Consider the following 22,175-nt stretch of genomic DNA (forward strand, 5'->3'; position numbering starts at 1 on the left):
AGTGGCGGGGGTGGCGCTCAACGACAACCGGGCGATCGGGCGTGAGATCCGCCGGGGTCGTCCTTGGAATGCCGCATTGCGCCGCAGCGGATTTGCGTTACCACTTCGGCAGCCCATATTAGGGCAAAGGATACCGCATGCTCTACGATGCTTACGAATTCCAGCGATCGATGTTGTCGGGCGCCAGCAAAATGGCGAGTTTCGGTGCGGAAATGCTCAGTCATCCGGCAAACCCGTTCTCCTATTTGGGCGGTGGTGCAGTCATCGGATCGGCGTTGGAGGTGTTCGCACACGCGAATGCGACTCGCGGAAAGCCTGCCTTCGGGCTCGACTCGACGACGATCGACGGCCGCGAGGTCGCGGTCCGCGAGGAGATCGTGCTGCGGAAGGATTTCGGGCAGCTGAAGCGTTTCGTGCGGGAGGGTGTCGAGGGCGGTCCGAAGCTGCTGATCGTGGCACCGATGTCGGGGCATTACGCGACGTTGCTGCGCGGCACGGTCGAGCGGATGCTGCCGTTCGCGGACGTCTACATCACCGACTGGCGTGATGCGCGCAGCGTGCCGGTGTCGGCGGGCCGGTTCGATCTCGACGACTATATCGATTATCTGATCGCGTTCCTCGAGCAGATTGGCTCGAACGAAGGGCAGGGCGGTACGCACATGCTCGCGGTCTGCCAGCCTTCAGTGCCGTGTTATGCCGCCGCGGCCCTCATGAGCGCGGACAAGAATCCGTGCCGCCCCAAGACGCTGACGATGATGGGCGGTCCGGTGGATACGCGCGAGGCGCCGACTGCGGTCAACACGCTGGCGACTGAGCGGCCGCATGTGTGGTTCGAGCAGAACGTGATTGCGACGGTGCCGGGCAATTATCCGGGTGCGGGTCGGAAGGTGTATCCGGGGTTCCTGCAACTCGCCGGGTTCATGTCGATGAACCTTGGCAACCACATGGTCTCGCATTGGGAGATGTATAAGCATCTCGTCCAGGGCGATGGTGCGAGCGCGTCGCAGAGCCAGGATTTCTACGAGGAATACCGCTCGGTCTGCGACATGACTGCGGAATTCTACCTCCAGACGATCGATGTCGTGTTCCAGAACCACGCGCTGCCGCGGGGAATCATGACTCATCGCGGGCGGCTGGTCGATCCGGCGACGATCACGGACATCGGGCTCCTCGCGGTCGAGGGGGAGCGTGATGATATCTCGGGGTTGGGGCAGACGAAGGCTGCGCTGACGCTGGCGACCGCGCTACCTGACGAGAAGAAGCGCTATCTGATGGCGGAGGGTGCTGGTCATTACGGGATCTTCAACGGCTCGCGTTGGCGGGATAAGATCGCGCCGGTGGTTGAAGAGTTCATTACCGCGAATGGGTAGGGTTCTGTAGCCAAATCTAGCCCGTCACCCCAGCGAAAGCTGGGGTCTCCCTCTTGGTTGACGTCAACGCTCGAACCGGGAAATCCCAGCTTTCGCTGGGATGACGGAGGGGGAGGGGGCGGTAGTTTCTCGCCCCCTCCCCGGTGGTCTTATGCGATCGAGTTGACCACTGCGTGACTGCTCGACTCGTCCGACTGGATCGTACCGCCGAACAGCATCTTGAGACGCCCGCCGATCGAGATGTCGGTTTCCCACAGCTCGGCGCTGTCGATGTCAAAGCGCAACAGCGTCAGGTTCGGGTCTTCCTTGCCACCCGGAAACCATGCCTCGACCTGGTTGTTCCAGAGCTTGTCGATCTGCGTGCGGTCGTTCGACGTCGAGACGTCGCCCGACATGCACGCGAAGAAATCATGACCCTTGCCGACGAACTGCGCCATCGCCGCGCCGCCCTTGGCGATGCGGTTATCGCGGCCGGCGAAGAAGAACAGCGTGTTGGGCTGATCGTCGTCGATCTGTGCGGTCATCGGCTCGGAATGCTGGCTCCCCGAATGCTGGCCGTCGTGCAGGCCGATCATCACGAACGGGCTCGCCTTCAGCTTGTCGATGAACTTCGCTGCGACTTCCTGCGGGGTATCCTTGTCGGCCATCGTCATTCTCCTAGTGGCTTGGATTGCCTGTGAGAACGGGTGGGGCGGGGGATGGTTGCGCGGACCGGTCGAGTCGACACACGTGATGCCGCTTGGAGAAAGCGCGTGCGAAGCGCCAAGGTGACGACGGCAGCAGTTCTGCTGCCGAACACGAAAGGATCGAGAATGTCTCTTGTCGATCTGTGTCTGATACTAGGCGTGCTCTTTGCCTTCGCGACCTTGGTCGTGAAGATCATCGAAGTGGCACGTAGAGGATAAGCACACGGGTGGGGCTCGATCTAGCAGTCGGGTCCCAAACGTATTGAGCCCCAGCCGCTAGCACGACCGGGGCTCACACAGAAAGGCGAGAATGTCCTTCGCCAAAGACTAAATATCCCTTCAGCGGATATCTTTCAAGTTCACAGCACCTCAAACAAGCCCGCCGCGCCCATGCCGCCGCCGACGCACATCGTGACCACGACATACTTTGCGCCGCGACGCTTGCCCTCGATCAGCGCGTGGCCGGTCGCGCGGGCGCCGGTCATGCCGTAGGGGTGACCGATCGAGATCGCGCCACCGCTGACGTTGAGCAGCTCGTCGGGGATGCCGAGATGGTCGCGGCAGTACAGCACCTGCACCGCGAACGCCTCGTTCAGTTCCCACAGGCCGATATCGTCCATCTTCAGGCCGAAGCGCTTGAGCAGCGTGGGGATCGCCACCACAGGCCCGATACCCATCTCGTCGGGCTCGGTGCCACCGACTGCCATGCCGACATAGCGGCCGAGTGGCTGGAGACCGCGCTGCGAAGCGATCTTTTCCTCCATCAGTACCGACGACGACGAGCCATCCGACAGCTGTGATGCGTTGCCGGCGGTGATCGTGAAGTCGGGGCCCATCACGGGCTTGAGCGATTGGAGCCCTTCCAGCGTGGTGTCGGCGCGGTTGCCCTCGTCCTTGGTGATCGTCACGTCCTTGTACGTGACTTCCTTGGTCGCCTTGTCGACGATCGCCGTGTTGGCGTCGACGGGGATGATCTCCGCGTCGAAATAGCCCGCGGCCTGCGCGGCGGCGGTGCGTTGCTGCGACTGGAGCGCGTAGGCATCCATTGCGTCGCGGCTGATCCCGTAGCGCTTGGCGACGACTTCGGCGGTCTGGAGCATCGGCATGTAGACGTCCTTGTGCATCGCGATCAGCTGGGGATCGGGGGCGACGCGCATCTGCGGGGTCTGGACGAGGCTGATGCTCTCGACACCGCCGCCGATCGTGATGTCCATATTGTCGGTGATGATCTGCTTGGCGGCGGTGGCGATCGCCATCAGGCCCGACGCGCACTGGCGGTCGACCGACATGCCCGAGACGGTCACCGGCAGCCCGGCGCGGAGCAGCGAGGTGCGGGCGATGTTGCCGGCCTGATGACCCTGCTGGAGCGCGCAGCCGAAGACGACGTCGTCGACTTCGGCGCCGTCGATGCCGGCGCGCTCGACCGCGGCCTTGATCGAATGCGCCGCCAAAGTGGGGGCGGGGGTGTTGTTGAAGCCGCCGCGATAGGCGCGGCCGATGGGCGTGCGGGCGGTGGAGACGATGACGGCTGAACGCATGAAGTGGCTCCTAAGGATTTTGCCCGTCACCCCAGCGAAAGTTGGGGTCTTCCAGTTGGTGAGCGACGTGGCTCCAACCGGGAGATACCAGCGTGCGCTGGTATGACGACTTTGGTTGATGGGGTCTGGTTGCTGGTGTTTAGACGAAGACCTGGCTGATCCATTCGGCGATCAGGGCGGGCTTTTCCTGGCCTTCGATCTCGACGGAGAAGGCGTTGGTCTGTTGCCACTGGCCAGGACGCTTTTCGTCGAACGAGAGCAGCTTGAAACGGCCGCGGACTTTCGAGCCGGAGCGGACGGGGGTCAGGAAGCGAACCGAGTTGCCGCCGTAATTGACGCCCATCTTGGCACCCTCGATGGTCGGCGCATCGGGCACCTTCGACGAAAGCAGCGGCATGAGCGACAGCGTCAGGAAGCCGTGCGCGATCGTGCCGCCGAACGGGGTTTCCGCCGCGCGGACCGGATCGATGTGGATGAACTGGTGGTCGCCGGTCGCGTCGGCGAACTTGTCGATCATGGCCTGCGTCACCTCGACCCAGTCGGAGACGGTTTCCGTGCCGATACGGGCCTGCATCTGGGCGGTGGTGATCGTTGCCACGGGGTTCCTCTCTGGTTGGCGCTGAACGCTAGCGCGTCTCTAAACGTGTCAGCAAGCCTCCCGCAAGCCTCGACCAACCTAAAAGTGGAAAAACCCGTATCTGCTAAGGCGCGGGTGCGAACCCGATATTCTAAAGTTCAGCGCGCGTTGGCCTACCTTCGGGATACGGCATGACCACCGAGCCATCCGGTGCGGCCATCATGTTGACCTGGGTGGGGAAGGCGATCTCAATCTTTTCGTCGTTGAAGCGCTTCAGGATCGCGATGCCGACCGCCGTCCGGCCGTCATAGAAGCTCGCATAATCGGGCCCCTTGCTGTCGAACTGGACCTCGAAGTCGAGGCTCGATGCGCCGAAGCCCGTGAAGCCGGCGCGGGTGAAGATCTTGTCGTTGGCTTCGACGATTTCCTTCAGCATCGCGGGGATGCGCGAGCAGACTTCGGGGGGCGTCGAATAGGTGACGCCGATGAGGAATTTCGCGCGACGGTGGTTGCGTTGTGTGTTGTTGAGGATCTCCTTGTTGAGGAGGTTCTTGTTGGAGATCACGCGCTCCTCGCCGTCGATGCCGCGGATGCGGGTCGATTTGAGGCCGATCGCCTCGACGCTGCCCGAGGCGGTGTCGTAGCTGATCGAGTCGCCGCGGCGGAACGGCCGGTCGAAGATGATCGCGAGGGCTGCGAACAGGTCGGCGAAGATGCCCTGTGCCGCCAAGCCGATCGCGATGCCGCCGACGCCCAAACCCGCGACGAGGCCGGTGACGTTCACGCCGAGGTTATCGAGCACCACCACCAGCGCGACCGCGAACACCACGAACGTGACAAGCAGGCGGATCAGTCCCATCGCCGAAAGCAGCGCTTCGCCCGAATAATGTTCGGACTGCGTGCGGTGCTCGATCGCGCCGAGGATGATCTCGCGCACCCAGACGGCGGCCTGGAACACTGCGGCAACGGTGAAGAGGAAGTCGATCGTCTTCGATACCTCGCCGGGCGCGGCGGAATAGCCCGACACCAGTTTCGCCGCGAGCATGACGATGAAAAAGTTGCCGGTGCGCGCGATCGCCTTGCCGACGACGATGCCCCAACCGTTGAGCGCGCGCGGCCGTTCGCAGAGCTTGCTGCCGAACCGGCGCGCGGTGTGGAGGACGATGACGATGACCGCACCGATCCCGAACGCGATCAGGATCTGGAGCCAATAGGCCTGGATCCAGGCGAAGCTGGCGGTGACGAAGCCCTGGGCGTGATCGCCAACATCGCTCGCGTCGAAGATCGGCTGTTTGGCGGCGGCAGTGGAATTGGACATGGAAATACTCGTCAGGCCGCTTTGTCGCGTGGGGATGCGATAGTGGCGGTCGCGGGCGTGCCAGCCTCGAGGAACGCGATCAGGCCGCATTCCTCCCGGCTGAGATGGCGCTTGGCGCGAGGGAGGCGGAGTGCCTTGCGGAAGGTCGACTGACCGGTCTTCACGAGCGCGATCAACGACGGGTGGACATAACTCTTTCGCGCGATCGCGTGCGTGTTGCCGAGCCGGGCGACGACGGGTTCGAGCATCGCCTTCAGGCTGAGGTCACGCTCGGCTGATGCGAGCGCCTCGAACGCGGCGACGCTGGCGGCCCAGGTGCGGAAGTTCTTGGCGGTGAAGTCGGTGCCGGTGACGTCGCGGATGTAGCAGTTGACGTCGGTCGAGGTGACCGGATGCGCGACGCCCGCGTCGTCGAGCCATGCGAACAGATGCTGTTCGTCGAGGTCCTGGCATTTCTTGACGAAGCTGCTGAGCGATCGGTCGGTGATCTTGAGCGTCCGCAGCTTCCCCGATTTGCCCTTGTACTGGAGCTTGAGCGTCGAGCCCTTCACCTCACCGTGGCGCTTGCGCAACGTGGTCGCGCCGAAGCTCTCGTTCGCTTCGGCATACGCCTCGTTGCCGATGCGGATGTGGCCGCCGTCGAGCAGGCGGATGACCGCCGCGACGGCGCGTTCGCGGGTCAGCGAGCGTTTGCGCAGGTCCGCCTCGACCGCCTTGCGGATCTTGGGGAGGGCGTGGCCGAAATCGGCGCAACGCTCATACTTGGCGGCCTCCTGCGCTTCGCGGAAGCCGAGGTGATAGCGGTATTGTTTTCGCCCCTTCTCGTCCCAGCCAACCGCTTGGATATGACCGTTCGGCTTTGGGCAGAACCAAGCGTCGCGATAGGCGGGGGGCAGGGCGATCGCGTTCAGTCGGTCGATCTCGTCGCGGTCGGTGATGCGCTCGCCCTTGGCATCCCAATAGCCCCAGCCGTTCCGCATCTTCTTGCGGGTGATGCCGGGCTTGGAGTCATCGGAATACACGATCTTGATGGGCAATGCGGGGGTCCTTCTCGTCTGGAAATGTTCGGGAGGACGCATCGTTCCGGAACGACCCGCTTGGCGCGGGGTTGAGGGGGCACGGGATTTCACTGGAGACATGACATGACCGATCTTTCCCAAGCTCGCGTATTGATGCTCGCTGCCGATGGTTTCGAGACCGTCGAACTGTTCGAACCGCGCAAAGCGCTGGAGGCCGCGGGCGCGAAGGTTACGCTCGCGTCGATCAAGACCGACCCGATCCAGGGCATGAAGGGCGACATCAACAAGGCCGAGACCGCAACGCCCGACCTGACGCTCGATGAGGTCGATACCGACGATTACGACGCGCTGGTGCTGCCGGGCGGCGTCGCCAATCCGGACACGATGCGCCAGGAAGAGCGCGCGATCGAGATCATCACCGAGTTCATGGAGGACGGCAAGATCATCGCCGCGATCTGCCATGCGCCGTGGTTGCTGGCCGAGGCCGACGTGATAGACGGTCGTCGCGTGACGAGCTTCCCGTCGATCCGGACGGACCTGGAGAATGCGGGCGCGGATGTGGTGGACGAGGAGGTCGTGGTCGACGGCAATTTGATCACCAGCCGCAAGCCGGATGACATCCCCGCGTTCAACAAGGCGATCATCGCCGCGCTCGAGGAAGAACTGGCCGACGAGCCGGTCGACTGATCTGTTCCCCTCCCGCTTGCGGGAGGGGCTAGGGGAGGGGAACGGGCGCTGACCTTTACGGCCGGCCCTCCCCCGAACCCTCCCGCAAGCGGGAGGGGAGCCCGTTGAGCCACCGTTGGGCGGGGCGTTCTATCAGGTGATAGAGCGCTATCGAGGCCAGCAGGACCATCGCGAGGTACAGCGCTATCTTCGCGGGCGACACGGCGGTCGCGTCGCTGACGAAGGCGAGCTTGAACGCTTTCCACAGGATGAAGTGGCTGAGATAGGTCGCGTAGCTGATCTCGCCGAGATAATGGACCAAGACCGTCTCGAACGGATTGTGATCCCGCCCCGCCGTCAGTGCGAGCAGCAGGAGCGCGACGGCGAAGAGCGCAGGGACGACCAGCGTTTCCGGTGCGCCGATCCGCCACAGCGCGACCAGCACCAAGATTGCTACCGCGCCGTATAACGGCGCCCGCGTACCCCTCCACCGCAGCCATAATGCGCAGACGATACTGCCGGTGGTGAACTCGATGAGACAGCGCAGCAGGCCATAGCGCGGAATGTCGGTGCCCAGCGTGGGGGCGCCCATCGCTAGATGCAGGCCGATCAGCAGCGCGATCGCGATCGACAGCAGCGCGAGGCTTGGCAGACGTCGCCAGTCGACCGCTATCACCAGCACCGGGAACAGCAGATACGCCCCCAGCTCCGCGCTGATCGACCAGGCGGGGTCGTTCCAGGCGAGATGCCGGGTGAAGCCCCAGTTCTGCAGCAGCAGGATGTGCAGCGGCAGTTCGGGGAACACGAATTGCGGATCGCTGCGGCCGGTTGCGCGCAACACGAGTGCCAAAGCGATTGCGCCCCCGAGCGTCACAAGATGCAGCGGCCAGATTCGGGCGATGCGTTTTTGCAGGAAGCGGGGGATGCTCGTCATGCCGCCGGTACGGATACGGCCGGACCATGTCAGCCAGATCACGAACCCGGACAGCAGGAAGAAGAAATCAACCGCGAGATAGCCCTTGGCGAAGACGTCGCGCACGCCCGTCGGCAAACCCGCGATCGACAGGCGGATGTGGTAGAACACGACGAACCACGCTGCGATCCCCCGCACGCCGGTCAGCGCGCGGAGTTCGTAGACCGGAGCGCGATCCGTCACGCCGGAGATGGCGCGGTACTGCGGCGCATCGGCCGGAACGACTGTTCGCTCCGCTTGCGCGACAGATACGTGTCGAGCCCGATCTGGGCGCCGATCAGCATGTAGATGAACGGCTGGAACGCGATCGCGATGAACGCCGCACCGAGCAGGTAGACGATGTGACCGCTCTGGAGTGCTGCGGCGAGCGGTCCGGCCCAGGCAAACTCACCGTCCGGATCGCGGTAGCGGCGGCGCACGATCTCCATGCGGACGATGCCGATCAGGTTGATCGCGAGCCACAGGGCCAGACCGGGATAGCCCTGTTCGCCGAGCATCTCGAAATACGCGCTATGATAGGCGCGGGCCTTGTCGACCTCGACCTTGGGGGTCGCTGGGGCGGCGGAGGCGGGCCCGGTCGTGCCGGGTGCGGTCTTCAGATCGTAGCGGATGCGGTTGCCTAGATACGCGTTGAAGCCGCCGCCGAACGGATGCGCCTTCGCGTATTCGATCGTCCATTGCCACACTGCGAGCCGCGTCGAGGCGGATTCGTCGGCGTCATAGGTCTTGATGGTGTTCATCCGGCTGGTAAAGGTCGACGGCAGGAACGGGATCGCCGCCACCCCCAGCACGCCGAGCATCGCCAGATACGCGACCTTGCGCTTCACGTTGCGGATCGACAGCAGCGCGAGCAAGCCGATGCAGAGCAAACCGGTGCGCGTCGAAGTGCCGACCGGGATCAGCAGGCACGCGAAGACCAGCGCGAGGCAGTAGCTTTTCACACGCCAGTCGGGTTTGAAGATCGTCCCGTGGCTCATGAACCAGATGATGATCGGAATGATCGCGATCGCCACCGCGCTGATCGTGCTGCCTTCGTAGAGCCCGCTATTATTGTCGACCATTAGGTTGAGCTGACCGTACCCGCCGCCGCCGCTCGCGATCGTCTTGATGCCGCCGACGACGATGATCGACGATGCGGCGAGGATCATGAACAGCAGCAGCGCCTCGATCCGGACGCGCGTCCGCAAGGTCAGGGGGAGGAAGGCGGCAAAGGCGAGCGCCTTCCACACCCAGTCCCATTTCTCCTTGGCCTCGGCGGGGAAGTCGGCGGCGATCGTCGTGCCCCAGCAATAGAGCAGCAGCAGCACGATCAGCACCTGCCGGCCGCCGACCCGCGTGTCGCGCTTGTCGTCCGCGAGGATCCAGCCGCCGACCGCCAGCGCGACCGCGATCAGCGAAATCGGCACCGAGTTGAGCAGGAGATAGGTCAGCCGCTGCGGCGAGACGATGTCGATATAGACATAGACAAGCACGAGCAGGAACGGCCGCTTGAAGCCCATCGCGAAGAACGCGAGCAGAAAGGCGATGAACGCGAGATCACGCATCGCGGCGGGGTTTCTCGACGGGGGCGCGTTTCTTCTCGGGCGCATCGTGCGGGCTCGGCTCGCGATCGAGGTCGGGTCGCTTGAGTAGGAGGAACGCGGCGAGCATCATCAGCCCGTGGCTGAGGCCGAGCGCGAGATTGTCGATCATGGGTTCGGCCTCCTTTCCTCTGAGCGCTTCATCAGATTCGTGCGTAGCCATAGTCGGTTGACGCGCCGTTAAGCGATCTGTGGCAGACGACGTCGACGATGCGTATCCTTCATATCCTCGATCATGGCCTGCCGCTGCAAAGTGGCTACACGTTCCGCACCCGGGCGATCCTCAAGGCGCAGGAGGGGCTGGGGTGGACCGTCGCAGCCGTCACCGGCCCGCGGCACGGCGTGGCACCAGCGTCGGTGGAATCGGTCGACGGACTGACCTTTCACCGCACCGCGGCAGAGGTGAGGCCGGGCCCGGTCGGCGAGGTCGTCGGGATCGCGGCGTTCGCAAAGCGGATCGAGGCGGCGGTCGATGCCTTCAAGCCCGACATCCTCCACGCGCATTCGCCGGTGATCGATGCGCTCGCCGCGCTGATCGTCGCGCGCAAGCGGAAGCTGCCCTTGGTTTACGAGATCCGCGCGTTCTGGGAGGATGCTGCGGTCGGCAACGGGACGGGGACGGCGACGTCGCTGCGCTACCGTGCGACGCGGGCGCTGGAGACCTGGGCCGTCAGGCGCGCGGACGCGGTAGCGGTGATCTGCGACGGCCTGCGCAACGATCTGGTCGCGCGGGGAATCGCGGCGGACAAGATCACGGTGTCGCCCAATGGCGTCGACCTCGACCTGTTCGGGACGGCGCCGCCGCGCGACGATGCATTAGGGGCGGAACTGGGGCTCGATGGCGCGGATGTCGTCGGGTTCATCGGCAGCTTCTACGATTACGAGGGGCTCGACGACCTGATCGCGGCGATGCCGGCGCTGATCGCGGCGCGGCCGAAGGCGCGGCTGGTAATGGTCGGAGGCGGACCGATGGAGGCGGCGTTGCGCGCGCAGGCGGCGGCGTCGCCGGTGGCCGATGCGATCCGGTTCATTGGGCGCGTGCCGCATCAGGAGGTCGAGCGCTATTATGGGCTGGTCGATATCCTCGCTTATCCCCGCAAACGGATGCGGTTGACCGACCTGGTCACGCCGCTGAAGCCGCTCGAGGCGATGGCGCAGGGCCGGCTGGTCGCGGCGTCGGATGTCGGCGGGCACCGCGAACTGATCCGTGACGGGGAGACGGGAACGCTGTTTCCGCCCGACGATCCGCAGGCGATCGCGACCGCGCTGGCGGGCATGTTCGCGGATCGGTCGGGTTGGGACGAGCGGCGGGCGCGGGGTCGCGCGTTCGTTAAGGATGAACGTAACTGGTCGTCAAACATTCGGCGCTATGATCCTCTTTATGGACGGCTGATCGCGGCCGCCGCACGGGAAAAACGATGATCGCGCTTGGCCGCCAACCCCTGATCCGCGCGCTGCCGCTTTATGGCGCGGTGGCCGGTGGGCTGCTCGCCGCCATCGGCGTGCTGGTGATCTCGAGCGACACGCTGGAGACTCTGGTGTGGACCACCGGCGTGGCCGCGCTGGTGCCCGCCGCCGCGCCGCCGCTGGGGATGATTGCGCGCGTCCTTCTGGCGCTCGGCAGCGGGCTGCTGGTGGGCGCGTTGCTGTGGTCGTCGCTGTTCCTGCTGTTCGGGCCGGGCGGGTTTCTCGTCCGCCGTGCGCCGCGCGAAGATGGCGTGCCGGTGGTGCGCCGCGCCGATGCGCATCCCGACGCGCCACCGCGCAAGCCGATGTCGGCGGCGGATCTCGGCACGCCGATGATGGAGCTGGGTATCGGTGCCAACGGCGCGCGTGACGAGCGGACGATACCAGCCGATCTCGACCTGCCGCTTGCTGCGTTCGATCCGAAGGCGATCCTGCCGGTGCCGATGGAGCCGGTGCGCCCGGTCGCCCCGCTCGCACAGCCGATGGTCGCGCCGGTGGTGGAGATGCCGCGTTCGGCCGAACCGGCGACGTTCGTGACCGCGCCTGCGCCCAAGCCGGTCGAGCGGCCGGTCGAAATTGCGTTAGAGGAGGATGCTCCCGAGCCGGTGCCCGAAACCATGTCCGACCCCACGCCCGAGATGATCGCGCCGACCCCGATTGCGCGACCCAGTCGCCCGCCCGCCGAGCCAACCACACCGCCGACGATCGAGGCACTGCTCCTGCGGCTCGAACAGGGCGCGCTGAAGCGGGGGCGTATCGGCTCGCACTAGGGTGTGACCGTCCAATCCTCCCCCGCCAGGGGGAGGTGTCGCCGAAGGTGACGGAGGGGGAGGGTACGGAGCAGATGTTTCGCTTGCCTCCCCCTCCGTCTGGCAAGAGCCAGCCACCTCCCCCTGGCGGGGGAGGATTGTTTGGGGCGCTGCCGTACCCGACCCAATCGAAACCGCTGTTTCTCGCTAAATCCCTCTGATACCCATAGCTCGAAAAACATCGAGGAGGGATCATGGCGGGTGCGCACACCATCGGGGACGAGCCGGAAAAAGGCGCGTCGCGCTACGCCTGGTACGTGCTGTCGATCCTGTTTCTCGTCTATGTCCTGAACTTCGTCGACCGGCAGATCATCTCGATCCTGGCGGAGGACATCAAGCGCGACCTGGGGTTGAAGGACCAGGATCTCGGCTTCCTCTACGGCACTGCGTTCGGCGTGTTCTATTCGCTGTTCGGCATCCCGCTCGGGCGGCTGGCGGACAATTGGCACCGCGTGCGGCTGATGACGATCGGGCTGTCGCTGTGGTCGGTGATGACCGCGCTGTCGGGATTTTCGAAGACCGGCGGGCACCTCGCGGCGGCGCGGATCGGGGTCGGGATCGGCGAAGCGACCGCCAGCCCGTCCGCCTATTCGATCATCTCCGACTATTTCCCGAAGCGGCTGCGCGCGACCGCGCTGTCGATCTATTCCGCTGGGCTGTACGGGGGCGGCGGCTGTTCGTTGTTCATCGGCGGGCTGATCGTGCAGGGCTGGAACAAGGCCTATCCTGGTGGCGGGCCGCTCGGCCTGGTCGGCTGGCAGGCGGCGTTCATGGCGGTCGGCGTGCCGGGGCTGTTGCTCGCGGTCTGGATCGCGACATTGAAGGAGCCGATCCGCGGGCTGGTCGAGGGCCTGCCCGAGCCGGAGAAGCATCCCGCGCCGTTCCGCGCGTTCGGTGCCGAGCTGGTGACGATCGTGCCGCCGCTGACGCTGATCGGAGCGGCAATGGGAGGCGCGCGGGCGCTCGGGTATAACCTGGTGGCGCTGGCGGTGGTGGTCGCCGCGGTGTCGGGGCTGGTCGCGGCGGGCGAGCCCTGGCCGCAATGGGTGGCGATCGGGATCGGGGTATATGCGGTGTTCTCGTGGGCGTCGGCGTTGAAGCGGCGCGATCCGCCGACCTTCGCGTTGATCGTCGGCACGCCGGCATTCCTGTGCACGGTCGTCGCCTATGGGCTGAACGCGTTCCTGAGCTATGCGGCGAGTTTCTGGGCGGCGCCCTATGCGTTGCGCGAGCTTGGCGCGACGCCGTCGTCGGCGGGATTCATGATCGGCAGCCTCGGCGCGACCGCAGGGTTTCTCGGACTGACGATCGGCGGGGTGGTGTCGGATCGGCTGCGGCGGGGCAATCCGGCGGGGCGGCTTTGGGTGGTGATCTTCGGCGCGGTAGTGCCGGTGCCGTTCCTGGTGCTCGCCTTCACCGCGTCGTCGCCGACCGCGTTTTATACCGGGATCTTCCTGGCGCAGTTGACCGCGTCGTGTGCGCTGGGGGCGGCGGCGGCGACCACGCAGGACATGGTTTTGCCGCGGATGCGCGGGACGGCGACGGCGACGTTCTTTATCGGGACGACGCTGATCGGGCTGGCGCTCGGGCCGTATATGGCGGGGCGGGTGTCGACGCTAACCGGGAGCCTGTCGATCGGGATGCTGTCGTTGCTGGTGGTGACGCCGATTACGCTGGCGTGTGCGATTGCGGCGTATCGGTTGGCGCCCCGCGCGGAGGCTACGCGGGAGGATCGCGCGAGGGCGGCGGGGGAGGTGGTCTGAGCTTTGCGATCCTCCCCCGCCAGGGGGAGGTGGCTGGCCTTTGCCAGACAGAGGGGGAGGAAAGAGAAACCTCTGTTGCGTGTCCTCCCCCTCCGTCACCTACGGCGCCACCTCCCCCTGGCGGGTAGGATCGAGCGGTTTGGAGGTGCGTGGCTTTCCGTTCGTGCTGAGCGAAGTCGAAGCACCTGCGCGCGGGGCTGGCCCTTCGACTTCGCTCAGGGCGAACGGGGAGGGGACAGGTTGGTGCGCGGGACCTGTGCTTCGATACGCGCCCTCGATACGCTTCTGCGAAGCTACTCGGTCGCTACTCGGCACGAACGGGAAGGGTGTTACCCCGCCTGGAACACCCCGCAGGCGATCCGTCCGCCGCTGTTGCCGGCCGGATCGGTCATCAGATCGTCCGGCCCCGCATGGACCACGAACGCCGAGCCGTCCGTGTCCATCAACCCCGCCATCGTCGAGCCGGGGATGGTGATGCCGATCGTGCCGCGACCATCGGTGCCGATGATCAAATTGGGCAGATCGCCTTCGTGCGGCCCCTGTGGGTTCATGCTGCCGTGCTTCATCCCGGTCGGGTTCCAGTGGCCGCCCGCGGTCGTGAAGTCGGGGGCGTCGCAGCGGCCGACCATGTGGATGTGCGCGCCGTGCGTGCCGGGGGGCATCGCCTTGGCGTCGAGCGTAAATCGGAGGCCGCCCGCGACTTCGGTGGCGGTGGCGCGGCCGACGTCGGTGCCGGTCGCGGTCTGGAGCATGGCGGTGGCGCGCTGGCCGCCCGCAACCGGCGTGCCGGTGTCCATGCCGCTCTTATCGCAGGCGCTCAGGCCCATCGTCGCCGCGCCGAGCAGTGCCAGTGTCGCAATCCGCATGTCGTCTCTCCCTGTTGATCTCTTGGCGAACCCTTCGCCGTCGCTCAGGTTCCACCCCCGGTATCGAGCGCCGCGCGCGCGACGGGTTGGTACGTCGCGCCGGCGTGACCGGGATGGTCTTCGTACAGCATGAGAACGCATGACGGGAAGGGCGCGCTCGAGAGTGCGGCACGGGCAGCACCATCGCAAAGCCGACCCCCGCCGATCGTGATGGGGAGCAGACAGCCGTGCGGTTCGGGCGAAAGGGCCCGTAGCTGAGCGTCGTTAACCGCCTCCTCCGCCAGGCGAATGCCAGCAACCCCCCTTGCAGGATATGCCCGCGCCGATCCGTCCCAAATCAGGCCCCGCCGTCGCTTGATTTACATCTGTCATAAGATTGTCATCGTAAGGGCCGACTGCACCCCCATGGCTACCTCCACATTCGCGCCCGACACGCTGACGGCTGATTCGAGCGCTGCATCGGCGCCGCGCTCTGGTCCCAAGCTCGATCATTCGCTGCACCCGGCGGGGCGGTGGATCTTCATGGCCGTCTTGATCGGCGGGCTTGCCTATGCCGGGTTCAGCATCGCGTTCGATACAGCCCAGGTCGGCGAGAGCCTGGCGGGCGGGGCGTTCGCGTTCCTCGCGCTCGCGCTGCTGATCGCGCTCGGGTTCGAGTTCGTGAACGGCTTCCACGACACCGCGAACGCGGTCGCCACCGTCATCTACACGCATTCGATGCCCGCGCCGCTTGCGGTCGTGTGGTCGGGGTTCTTCAACTTCCTCGGCGTGATGCTGTCGTCGGGCGCGGTGGCGTATTCGATCGTCACATTGTTGCCGGTCGACCTGATCCTCAACGTCGGCAGCGTCGGCGGGTTCGCGATGATCTTCGCGCTGCTGCTCGCGGCGATCGTGTGGAACCTCGCGACCTGGGCGGTTGGGCTGCCCAATTCGTCGAGCCATGCGCTGATCGGCTCGATCCTCGGCGTGGGCCTCGCCAATCAGCTCATGAACGGCGGCGCGGACGGGACGTCGGGCGTCGACATGGCGCAGGTCTGGAAAGTGCTCTCCGCGCTCGCGTTCAGCCCGATCGTCGGGTTCGTCGGCGCGCTGTTGCTGCTGCTCGTGATGAAGCGCTTCCTCCGCAACAAGGCGTTGTACGAGGCGCCCGAGGGCCAGACGCCGCCGCCGCGCGGGATCCGGGCGCTGCTGATCGGGACGTGCACCGCGGTCAGTTTCGCGCATGGCAGCAATGACGGGCAGAAGGGGATGGGGCTGATCATGCTCATCCTGATCGGCTGCGCGCCGACCGCCTATGCGCTCAACCGGACGATGCCCGAGAGCGCGACGCCTGCGTTCGTCCAGACCGCGCAGGCGGCGTCGGCGGCCTACCGCGCGCACGCCGATGGCGCACCGACCGACGTGGGCACGGCGCGCGCGCAGGTCACGCAGGCGCTGAAGAGCAAGCATGTCGCCGACCCGGTGGTCTATGGCGCGCTGGCGACGCTGTCGGACGACGTGTCGAGCCGGATCGCGGGCTATGGGTCGCTGGGCAAGGTGCCCGCCGCGGCGACGCCGAACCTGCGCAACGATATGTATCTGGTGCTCGATACCACCAAGCTGATTGCCGCCGACAAGGCCGCGCAGGGTCGGTTTACCGCGCAGGAGATCACCACGCTCAAGAGCTATGACAGTGGGCTCGAGCAGGGCACGCGTTATATCCCGACCTGGGTGAAAGTCACCGTCGCGCTGGCGCTCGGCCTGGGCACGATGGTCGGGTGGAAGCGGATCGTGGTCACGGTGGGTGAGCGGATCGGCAAGACGCATCTGACCTATGGCATGGGCGCATCGGCCGAGCTGGTCGCGGCGTCGACGATCCTGCTGGCGGTGAACTTCGGCATGCCGGTGTCGACCACGCATATCCTGTCGTCGGGCGTCGCGGGTGCGAGCGTTGCCAACGGCGCCGGGCTGCAGCGCAGGACCGTAATGAACATGGCACTGGCGTGGGTGATGACGCTGCCGGTGGCGATGCTGTTGTCGGGCGGACTGTACTGGCTGCTGCTGACGCTGGCGCATACGCTCGGGTATTGAGCGTTCTAAAATCCTCCCCTGTGAGGGGAGGTGGCTGGCTCTTGCCAGACGGAGGGGTGCCGCCCCTCAACTTGGGGCGGATACCCCTCCGTCAGCCCCTTCGGGACTGCCACCTCCCCCGAAGGGGGAGGATCGAGTTCGGCGGAACCGCTCGCCCGCCCTACGGGTTGCCGGGACCATGCGATTACGATGCTCGATCTGTGGGAACTGGGACTGGCTCCCGCGTGAGGACTGGTCCGAGTGTAGCCACTGCCGCCTGATGGTGCGCGACGTGAGCGAGGTCGGCGAAGTGGCCCGCGACATCGTCGCACGGCTCGAAAGCGGTGTCGTCGATCTGGAGCGCGAGCCTGCCAAGCGCTGGACGCTCGACCCCGCGGGATTGCGGAACGCGGCATGGCGGTTCGGGTTCGAGGTAGAACCGACCGCCGTCGCGCCAAACGCAGTCCGCTTCCCGCACGACTACCGGCCTGCCCAGGCGGAGGCGGTCCCTGCGCAGACCGTGCCGCACGCCGTTGGCCTCGGCATCATCGCGCGTGCCGCCGACACCGCCGATCTCGTCGACATCGCAACACACTATCGCAGCGCGTTTGGCCGGATCGTCGTCCTCCTCGACGCCACAGCAGACGCTGCGCGCGAGCTTGCTGCAGGGCTTCCGTGGATCGAGGTCGCCCACCACCCACTAGCCGGCGATTTCGCCGCCCAGCGCAATCGGCTCCAGGACATGATGCAGACCTGCTGGGTATTGCAGATCGACACCGACGAACGCCCCGACGCCGCCTTGCTCGATGCACTCGGCTGGCTGGTCGCGGCGGCGGATCGCGATGGGCTGCGTTCGCTGGGACTACCACGCCGCAACCTCGTCGACGGCGTGCAGTCTGCGTCCTACCCGGACATCCAGTACCGCCTCAATCGCAGCGACATCCGCTTTGCCGGACGCGTCCATGAGCGCCCGGTCGTACAGTTCGTCGAAAGTTCGCTGGCGCTGGCCGGTGCGCTCGACCACCGGCTCGATGGCGAGCGGGTGCGCGAGCGGACGCGGATCTACGAAGCGATGTCGACTGGCGCGGGCAGGCCCGAGGACGAGGCGTTGCTGCTCGCCCCCTTCGATCCCGTGGCGGTGCGGTAGACCGCGGCCGTCTGCGCGGCGAGCGTGTCCCGCGTGAACATCCCTGCGGCCCTGCGGCTCGCAGCGGCATAATGCGCGCGCAACACCGGGTCTTCGACCAGCCGCTGGATCTGCGTCGCGAGATCGTCCCCGGTGGAGGTCTTCGCCAGCAATCCGGCACCGCTTTCCCCAATGAACAGCCGCGCGCTTGGATCCTCCGCACAGGCGACGACGGGGCGGCCGAACATCATCGCCTCCTGATACACCAGCCCAAAGCTCTCGTACCGCGACGGCGCGACGATCACGTGCGCCGCCTCCATCAGATCGTGCAACATGGCCTCGTCGACGCGGTGGTGGCAGGTCAGCCGCGCGCGGGCCGACGCCGGGATTGCGCCAACGTCCTCCGCGCGTACGCCGACGATCGTCAGCCGGAAGTCGCGCATCCCGGCATCCGCGCGGCGCGACAGGATACGCAGCGCCATGATCAGCGCGTCGAACCCCTTGCGGTGCTCGTCGCGGCCGACGAACAGCAGGTCGATCGGTTCGCCGAGCGGGTAGGTCGCCGCAGAGCCGCGCGCGACGATCTCGGGCGGCAGGCTGAGGCCGATCACCGCGTGCCGCGCGCCTTCGCCGGGGGCCGCGACGCCGTACAGAGCCGCGATCTTGTCGCCGTGAAGCTGCGTGTTCGAGATCAGCGCCTTGCTGAACCGCGCGGCGATGCGTTCCGCCAGCATCGCGGCGCGGCGATCGAACCGGTCGCGCAAGCTCGTGACGGTTTCCGCCGAAGTTGCCGCCGGGGTGGAGTTGCGCGTCACCAGAGGTGCGGGGCCGGTAAGCGCGATCGCCAGACCGGGCGCGTACCAGTTGGTCGCCTCGACGATGTCGAACGGTGCGCGGCGGTGCTCGCGCGCAACCGCCCGGCGGAATATGAAAGGCGCCACGAGATGCCCGATCCCGGCGATCTTGCGCAGGCGCGCGGGCAGGGACCCTTCGCGCAAACCGCAGCCGAACACCGAAACCCGGCCGTCGCGGCTGTCTTCGCGCCTATCCATCGCAAATACTGTGACGTCATGACCCGCTTCTGCGAGCGACTGCGCAATCTCCCGCGCGGCGCGCGTAAGTCCGCTCTTTTCAGGGGGATACGCCCAGGTAAGTAGAGCAATCCTCACGATGCGTTGTCGCACGGCGACCGGCGTACCAAACAGAATGTATTAATCTGCGTCAATTCAAGGGTTTCGCGTTTCATCTGCCCGGAACTCGGTAACCCCGCGGGGGGTTCCTTGTATGAATTCCAGATGAACGGGGGAAGGGTGTTCGTACTACATATCGCGTTACAGGGGTGTCTACGCGCAACCGACGTCGAATACGGACTCACCGCGGATACCGGGGGGCATATCCGTTATTTGCTCGATCTCGTCTCAGCCAGCGGTCGCAATCCGACGATCGACCGGATGGAGATCGTCACCCGCGCCTTCCGGCACATGGCCTATGCCGAATGCTATGCCGAGCCGATCGAGACGATCGACGGCACCACGCGGATCGTCCGCTTGCCGACGGCCTCCGATGCGTATCTGGTCAAGGAAGACCTGTGGACCGAGCATGACAGCCTGGTCGAGGCCCTGGTCGCGCATATTGCCACGCTCGACCGCACACCCGACGTCATGCACGCCCACTACGCCGATGCAGGGCTGATCGCAGCGCGCGTCTCGGCGCGCACCGGTATTCCTTACGTCTTTACCGCGCACTCGCTGGGTCGCGTGAAGTTGGCCGCGTTCGACCGCGACTGTGCGGAGACCGTCGGGCTGGATCGGCGCATCGCGATCGAGGAAGAGGCGATCGCGGGTGCCGCCGCGATCATTGCCTCCTCGCGCGACGAGGCCGAGGTCCAGTACGCCGATTATGCTGCCTATGATCCCGGTCGGATTCGCGTATTCGCGCCCGGCAGCGACCTGAAACAGTTTGCCAACTGCCGCACCGACGCACGCGTCGACGCGTTGATCGACCGGTTCCTCGACGACCCTTCCAAACCGGTGATCCTCGCGATCGCGCGGCCTGTCACCAAGAAGAACCTCGCCGCGCTCGTTCACGCTTACGGCCGGTCGCCTGCGTTACAGGCCGCGGCGAACCTCGTGATCCTGGCCGGGACGCGCGACGACAGCGCGACGCTCGAGCCCGAGATCCGCGACAACATCGCCGAACTGCTCCAGTTGATCGATCGCTACGACCTGTACGGCAAGGTCGCGTATCCCAAGCAGCATCGTCCCGACGATATCGCTGCGGTGTATGCGCATGCCCGGACCCGACGCGGTATCTTCGTCAATCCGGCGCTCAACGAACCGTTCGGGCTCACGTTGCTCGAAGCGGCGGCCAGCGGGCTGCCGGTGGTTGCGACCGACAGCGGTGGTCCGAACGACATCGTCGAGACGTGCGGCAACGGCATCCTCGTGGATCCGCGCTCGTCGACCGCGATTACCGATGCGATCCTCAAAATCCTCGACGATCCTGCACTCTGGTCGCGCTATTCAGCGGCGGGGTCGGTCGCGATCCGGGCGTATGACTGGGACCGCCACGTACAGCTTTACGTGGGCCTGCTCGAGGAGGTCGTCGGCGCCTCCGCGGTTCCGCTCGCTGAGCGCGACCCGGCGTTGTTGCTGGTTTCGGACATCGACGGGACGCTGATCGGTTGCGCGCAAGGCGTCGGCGATTTCGCAGCGTGGCATGCGGCGCAGACTGACGTTGCGTTCGCGATCGCCACCGGGCGCAGCTTTCACAGCGCGATGGCGGTGCTCGGCCAGCACGACGCGCCGCGGCCGGCGATCCTGATCACGTCGGTCGGTTCGGAGATCTATTACCGGGCGGTGCGCGGGGCGGTGTACGACCGCGATACCGAATGGGACGGGATCATCGCCGCAGGCTGGGACCGCGAGGCGGTCGCCGCGCTGATCGGGCAACATGCCGGTCTGACCCCGCAAAGCCCGCTCGAACAACGCCGGTTCAAACTGAGCTATTTCGCCGATGGTGACATGGCGGCGGCCGAACGCGTCCGCGCGCTACTGGCGGAACACGGCCATAGCTGTTCGATCATCCAGAGCCATGGCCGCTATCTCGACGTCCTACCGCACGCTGCATCGAAGGGGACGGCGGTCGAGCATGTCCGCCGCCGCCTCGGCCTCGAACCGCGTCAGGTGATCGTCGCGGGCGACAGCGGCAACGATATCGAGATGCTGCGCTCGTCGCGCCACGCGATCATCGTCGGCAATTATTCGGATGGCCTCGGCACGCGCGCCGACCTCGCGCATGGCTATGTCGCGGTCGGCCATCATGCGCGCGGGGTGATCGAAGGCGTGGCGTATTTCCGCGCCGCGGCCGAACAGTCGGAGTCGCTCGCCGCGGTACGGAAGCAGTCCTCGTGAGCGTCAGCGTCCTCACGCTCGTCCGCGGGCGTCGCGCGCATCTGGCGAACCTGATTGCCGGGTTGAAAGCGTCGCGGCGCAAGCCCGACGAGTTGGTGATCGCCTATATGCAGCCGGCGGCGCATATCGATCTACCCTCGACCGATTTTCCAATCCGTGAGGTGTTTGTCGCGGGCGACGCGATGCCGCTCGCGGCCGCGCGCAATCGTGCGGCGGCGTCGGCGTCGGGCAAGCAACTCATCTTCCTCGACGTCGATTGCGTGCCGTCACCGACCCTGGTCGAACGCTATGTCGAGACGGGATCCGAGCCAGGCGGCATTCGGTTGGGAGAGGTTCTGTATCTCCCCGCCGGCGCGATCGCCGACGGTATCGATTTCGCTGCGCTCGACCGGATCGGCAAGCGCCACCCCGACAAGCCGTCGATCGCTCTTGACGAGATCCGTCCGACACCGACGCATGGCGAACTCTGGGGCTTGTCGTTTGGGATTTCCACCGCGGATTGGGCGCGGGCCGGGGGGATGGACGAACGCTATGTCGGCTATGGCGGGGAGGAGACGGACTTCGCCGCACGACTGGAACGCGCGGGCGTCGCGATGTGGTGGGTTGGAGGCGCGCGCGCGTATCATCAGCACCACATCGTCCACACACCGGCCTATCAGCATTTCGACGCGATCATCCGCAATGCGCGCCTGTTTCGGGCGACATGGGGGCGGTGGTGCATGCAATATTGGCTCGGGCAGTTCGCGGAGAATGGTCTGATCGCGTGGGATGCGGACGCGATCACGGTCTTGCGCCAGCCGACCGAGGCGGAAATGATTGCGTCGAAGATGCCACCGGAGACGCTGTTCAGCTGAGGCCGGGTGCCTGCCCGACTTTACGCGTGTAGGTCGTGAATGCTCTCTTTCCCGACATTAGCCTATGCTGCCTCTGCCTGTCCTGTTCCCGCTACGCCTCT

At 65.8% G+C, this 22,175-nt stretch carries 19 protein-coding genes; 9 read left to right on the top strand and 10 right to left on the bottom strand.

Annotated features, from left to right (window positions below; genetic code table 11):
- Positions 1–137 precede the first annotated feature (137 nt).
- Positions 138–1,370, top strand: a complete 1,233-nt coding sequence (gene phaZ / locus C8J40_RS15915) for a polyhydroxyalkanoate depolymerase (RefSeq protein WP_132897845.1) — start codon at positions 138–140, stop codon at positions 1,368–1,370.
- Positions 1,371–1,519: 149 nt separating this feature from the next.
- Here phaZ and C8J40_RS15920 read toward each other — a convergent pair whose 3' ends face one another.
- From C8J40_RS15920 to C8J40_RS15940, 5 genes are all read right to left on the bottom strand, one after another.
- Positions 1,520–2,017: a pyridoxamine 5'-phosphate oxidase family protein gene (locus tag C8J40_RS15920; protein ID WP_132738710.1), complete on the bottom strand. Its 498-nt coding sequence runs from the start codon at positions 2,015–2,017 to the stop codon at positions 1,520–1,522.
- A gap of 398 nt (positions 2,018–2,415) precedes the next feature.
- Positions 2,416–3,594, bottom strand: a complete 1,179-nt coding sequence (locus C8J40_RS15925; protein WP_132897846.1) for an acetyl-CoA C-acyltransferase — start codon at positions 3,592–3,594, stop codon at positions 2,416–2,418.
- A gap of 139 nt (positions 3,595–3,733) precedes the next feature.
- A complete protein-coding gene (locus tag C8J40_RS15930; protein ID WP_132738704.1) occupies positions 3,734–4,192 on the bottom strand; it encodes a MaoC family dehydratase in 459 nt (152 codons plus the stop codon).
- Between the two features lie 130 nt (positions 4,193–4,322).
- Positions 4,323–5,489, bottom strand: coding sequence for a mechanosensitive ion channel domain-containing protein (locus tag C8J40_RS15935; RefSeq protein ID WP_132897847.1), 1,167 nt, complete (start codon positions 5,487–5,489; stop codon positions 4,323–4,325).
- 11 nt (positions 5,490–5,500) lie between these two features.
- On the bottom strand, positions 5,501–6,469 hold the full coding sequence (locus C8J40_RS15940; RefSeq protein ID WP_132897984.1) for a DNA topoisomerase IB: 969 nt from the start codon (positions 6,467–6,469) through the stop codon (positions 5,501–5,503).
- A gap of 162 nt (positions 6,470–6,631) precedes the next feature.
- On the opposite strand from C8J40_RS15940, the gene C8J40_RS15945 reads away from it, so the two are divergent.
- The gene (locus C8J40_RS15945) at positions 6,632–7,195 is read left to right on the top strand and encodes a type 1 glutamine amidotransferase domain-containing protein (protein ID WP_132738698.1); all 564 of its coding nucleotides are present in this window, start codon (positions 6,632–6,634) and stop codon (positions 7,193–7,195) included.
- A gap of 55 nt (positions 7,196–7,250) precedes the next feature.
- On the opposite strand, the gene C8J40_RS15950 is transcribed toward C8J40_RS15945, so the two are convergent.
- From C8J40_RS15950 to C8J40_RS20405, 3 genes are read right to left on the bottom strand one after another with little or no spacing between them, the layout of a single operon-like run.
- Positions 7,251–8,330 (bottom strand): acyltransferase, encoded by a 1,080-nt coding sequence (locus tag C8J40_RS15950; RefSeq protein ID WP_132897848.1) that lies wholly within the window; start codon positions 8,328–8,330, stop codon positions 7,251–7,253.
- Positions 8,327–9,691 carry a putative O-glycosylation ligase, exosortase A system-associated gene (locus C8J40_RS15955; protein ID WP_132897849.1) on the bottom strand — a complete coding sequence of 455 codons (1,365 nt, stop codon included), beginning with the start codon at positions 9,689–9,691 and terminating at the stop codon, positions 8,327–8,329. Before C8J40_RS15955 ends, C8J40_RS15950 begins: the two co-directional genes overlap by 4 nt.
- Entirely contained in the window at positions 9,684–9,839 is a 156-nt protein-coding gene (locus C8J40_RS20405) for a hypothetical protein (RefSeq protein WP_165911482.1), read from the bottom strand. Before C8J40_RS20405 ends, C8J40_RS15955 begins: the two co-directional genes overlap by 8 nt.
- Before the next feature lie 98 nt (positions 9,840–9,937).
- Here C8J40_RS20405 and C8J40_RS15960 point away from each other — a divergent pair, with 98 nt between their 5' ends.
- From C8J40_RS15960 to C8J40_RS15970, 3 genes are all read left to right on the top strand, one after another.
- On the top strand, positions 9,938–11,149 hold the full coding sequence (locus C8J40_RS15960; protein ID WP_132897850.1) for a TIGR04063 family PEP-CTERM/XrtA system glycosyltransferase: 1,212 nt from the start codon (positions 9,938–9,940) through the stop codon (positions 11,147–11,149).
- Positions 11,146–11,964 (top strand): hypothetical protein, encoded by an 819-nt coding sequence (locus C8J40_RS15965; protein WP_132897851.1) that lies wholly within the window; start codon positions 11,146–11,148, stop codon positions 11,962–11,964. The genes C8J40_RS15960 and C8J40_RS15965 overlap by 4 nt, the downstream gene beginning before the upstream one ends.
- Positions 11,965–12,197: 233 nt before the next feature.
- Positions 12,198–13,766 carry an MFS transporter gene (locus C8J40_RS15970; RefSeq protein WP_132897852.1) on the top strand — a complete coding sequence of 523 codons (1,569 nt, stop codon included), beginning with the start codon at positions 12,198–12,200 and terminating at the stop codon, positions 13,764–13,766.
- Positions 13,767–14,095: 329 nt separating this feature from the next.
- Here the strand turns inward: C8J40_RS15970 and C8J40_RS15975 are convergent, their stop codons facing one another.
- Positions 14,096–14,632, bottom strand: a complete 537-nt coding sequence (locus tag C8J40_RS15975) for a superoxide dismutase family protein (RefSeq protein ID WP_132897853.1) — start codon at positions 14,630–14,632, stop codon at positions 14,096–14,098.
- Positions 14,633–15,037: 405 nt separating this feature from the next.
- Here C8J40_RS15975 and C8J40_RS15980 point away from each other — a divergent pair, with 405 nt between their 5' ends.
- Entirely contained in the window at positions 15,038–16,702 is a 1,665-nt protein-coding gene (locus tag C8J40_RS15980; RefSeq protein ID WP_132897854.1) for an inorganic phosphate transporter, read from the top strand.
- Positions 16,703–16,961: 259 nt separating this feature from the next.
- Positions 16,962–17,828, top strand: coding sequence for a hypothetical protein (locus C8J40_RS15985; RefSeq protein WP_243693435.1), 867 nt, complete (start codon positions 16,962–16,964; stop codon positions 17,826–17,828).
- Here the strand turns inward: C8J40_RS15985 and C8J40_RS15990 are convergent.
- The gene (locus C8J40_RS15990) at positions 17,744–18,991 is read right to left on the bottom strand and encodes a glycosyltransferase family 4 protein (RefSeq protein WP_347812480.1); all 1,248 of its coding nucleotides are present in this window, start codon (positions 18,989–18,991) and stop codon (positions 17,744–17,746) included. The two genes, C8J40_RS15985 and C8J40_RS15990, sit on opposite strands and share 85 nt — an antisense overlap.
- 126 nt (positions 18,992–19,117) lie before the next feature.
- On the opposite strand from C8J40_RS15990, the gene C8J40_RS15995 reads away from it, so the two are divergent.
- Positions 19,118–21,220 (top strand): HAD-IIB family hydrolase, encoded by a 2,103-nt coding sequence (locus tag C8J40_RS15995; RefSeq protein ID WP_132897857.1) that lies wholly within the window; start codon positions 19,118–19,120, stop codon positions 21,218–21,220.
- Positions 21,217–22,074: a galactosyltransferase-related protein gene (locus C8J40_RS16000; RefSeq protein WP_132897858.1), complete on the top strand. Its 858-nt coding sequence runs from the start codon at positions 21,217–21,219 to the stop codon at positions 22,072–22,074. Before C8J40_RS15995 ends, C8J40_RS16000 begins: the two co-directional genes overlap by 4 nt.
- Positions 22,075–22,175: the final 101 nt, after the last annotated feature.

Source organism: Sphingomonas sp. PP-CC-3A-396 (genome assembly GCF_004343105.1).
In the GTDB taxonomy this organism is placed as follows: Bacteria; Pseudomonadota; Alphaproteobacteria; order Sphingomonadales; family Sphingomonadaceae; genus Sphingomonas.

Excerpts from the sequence above, each read along its gene's own strand:
- phaZ (WP_132897845.1), top strand. The coding sequence starts at position 138 with ATGCTCTACGATGCTTACGAATTCCAGCGATCGATGTTGTCGGGCGCC.
- C8J40_RS15920 (WP_132738710.1), bottom strand. The coding sequence starts at position 2,017 with ATGGCCGACAAGGATACCCCGCAGGAAGTCGCAGCGAAGTTCATCGAC.
- C8J40_RS15925 (WP_132897846.1), bottom strand. The coding sequence starts at position 3,594 with ATGCGTTCAGCCGTCATCGTCTCCACCGCCCGCACGCCCATCGGCCGC.
- C8J40_RS15935 (WP_132897847.1), bottom strand. The coding sequence starts at position 5,489 with ATGTCCAATTCCACTGCCGCCGCCAAACAGCCGATCTTCGACGCGAGC.
- C8J40_RS15940 (WP_132897984.1), bottom strand. The coding sequence starts at position 6,469 with ATGCGGAACGGCTGGGGCTATTGGGATGCCAAGGGCGAGCGCATCACC.
- C8J40_RS15945 (WP_132738698.1), top strand. The coding sequence starts at position 6,632 with ATGACCGATCTTTCCCAAGCTCGCGTATTGATGCTCGCTGCCGATGGT.
- C8J40_RS15955 (WP_132897849.1), bottom strand. The coding sequence starts at position 9,691 with ATGCGTGATCTCGCGTTCATCGCCTTTCTGCTCGCGTTCTTCGCGATG.
- C8J40_RS20405 (WP_165911482.1), bottom strand. The coding sequence starts at position 9,839 with ATGATCGACAATCTCGCGCTCGGCCTCAGCCACGGGCTGATGATGCTC.
- C8J40_RS15960 (WP_132897850.1), top strand. The coding sequence starts at position 9,938 with ATGCGTATCCTTCATATCCTCGATCATGGCCTGCCGCTGCAAAGTGGC.
- C8J40_RS15965 (WP_132897851.1), top strand. The coding sequence starts at position 11,146 with ATGATCGCGCTTGGCCGCCAACCCCTGATCCGCGCGCTGCCGCTTTAT.
- C8J40_RS15970 (WP_132897852.1), top strand. The coding sequence starts at position 12,198 with ATGGCGGGTGCGCACACCATCGGGGACGAGCCGGAAAAAGGCGCGTCG.
- C8J40_RS15975 (WP_132897853.1), bottom strand. The coding sequence starts at position 14,632 with ATGCGGATTGCGACACTGGCACTGCTCGGCGCGGCGACGATGGGCCTG.
- C8J40_RS15980 (WP_132897854.1), top strand. The coding sequence starts at position 15,038 with ATGGCTACCTCCACATTCGCGCCCGACACGCTGACGGCTGATTCGAGC.
- C8J40_RS15985 (WP_243693435.1), top strand. The coding sequence starts at position 16,962 with ATGGTGCGCGACGTGAGCGAGGTCGGCGAAGTGGCCCGCGACATCGTC.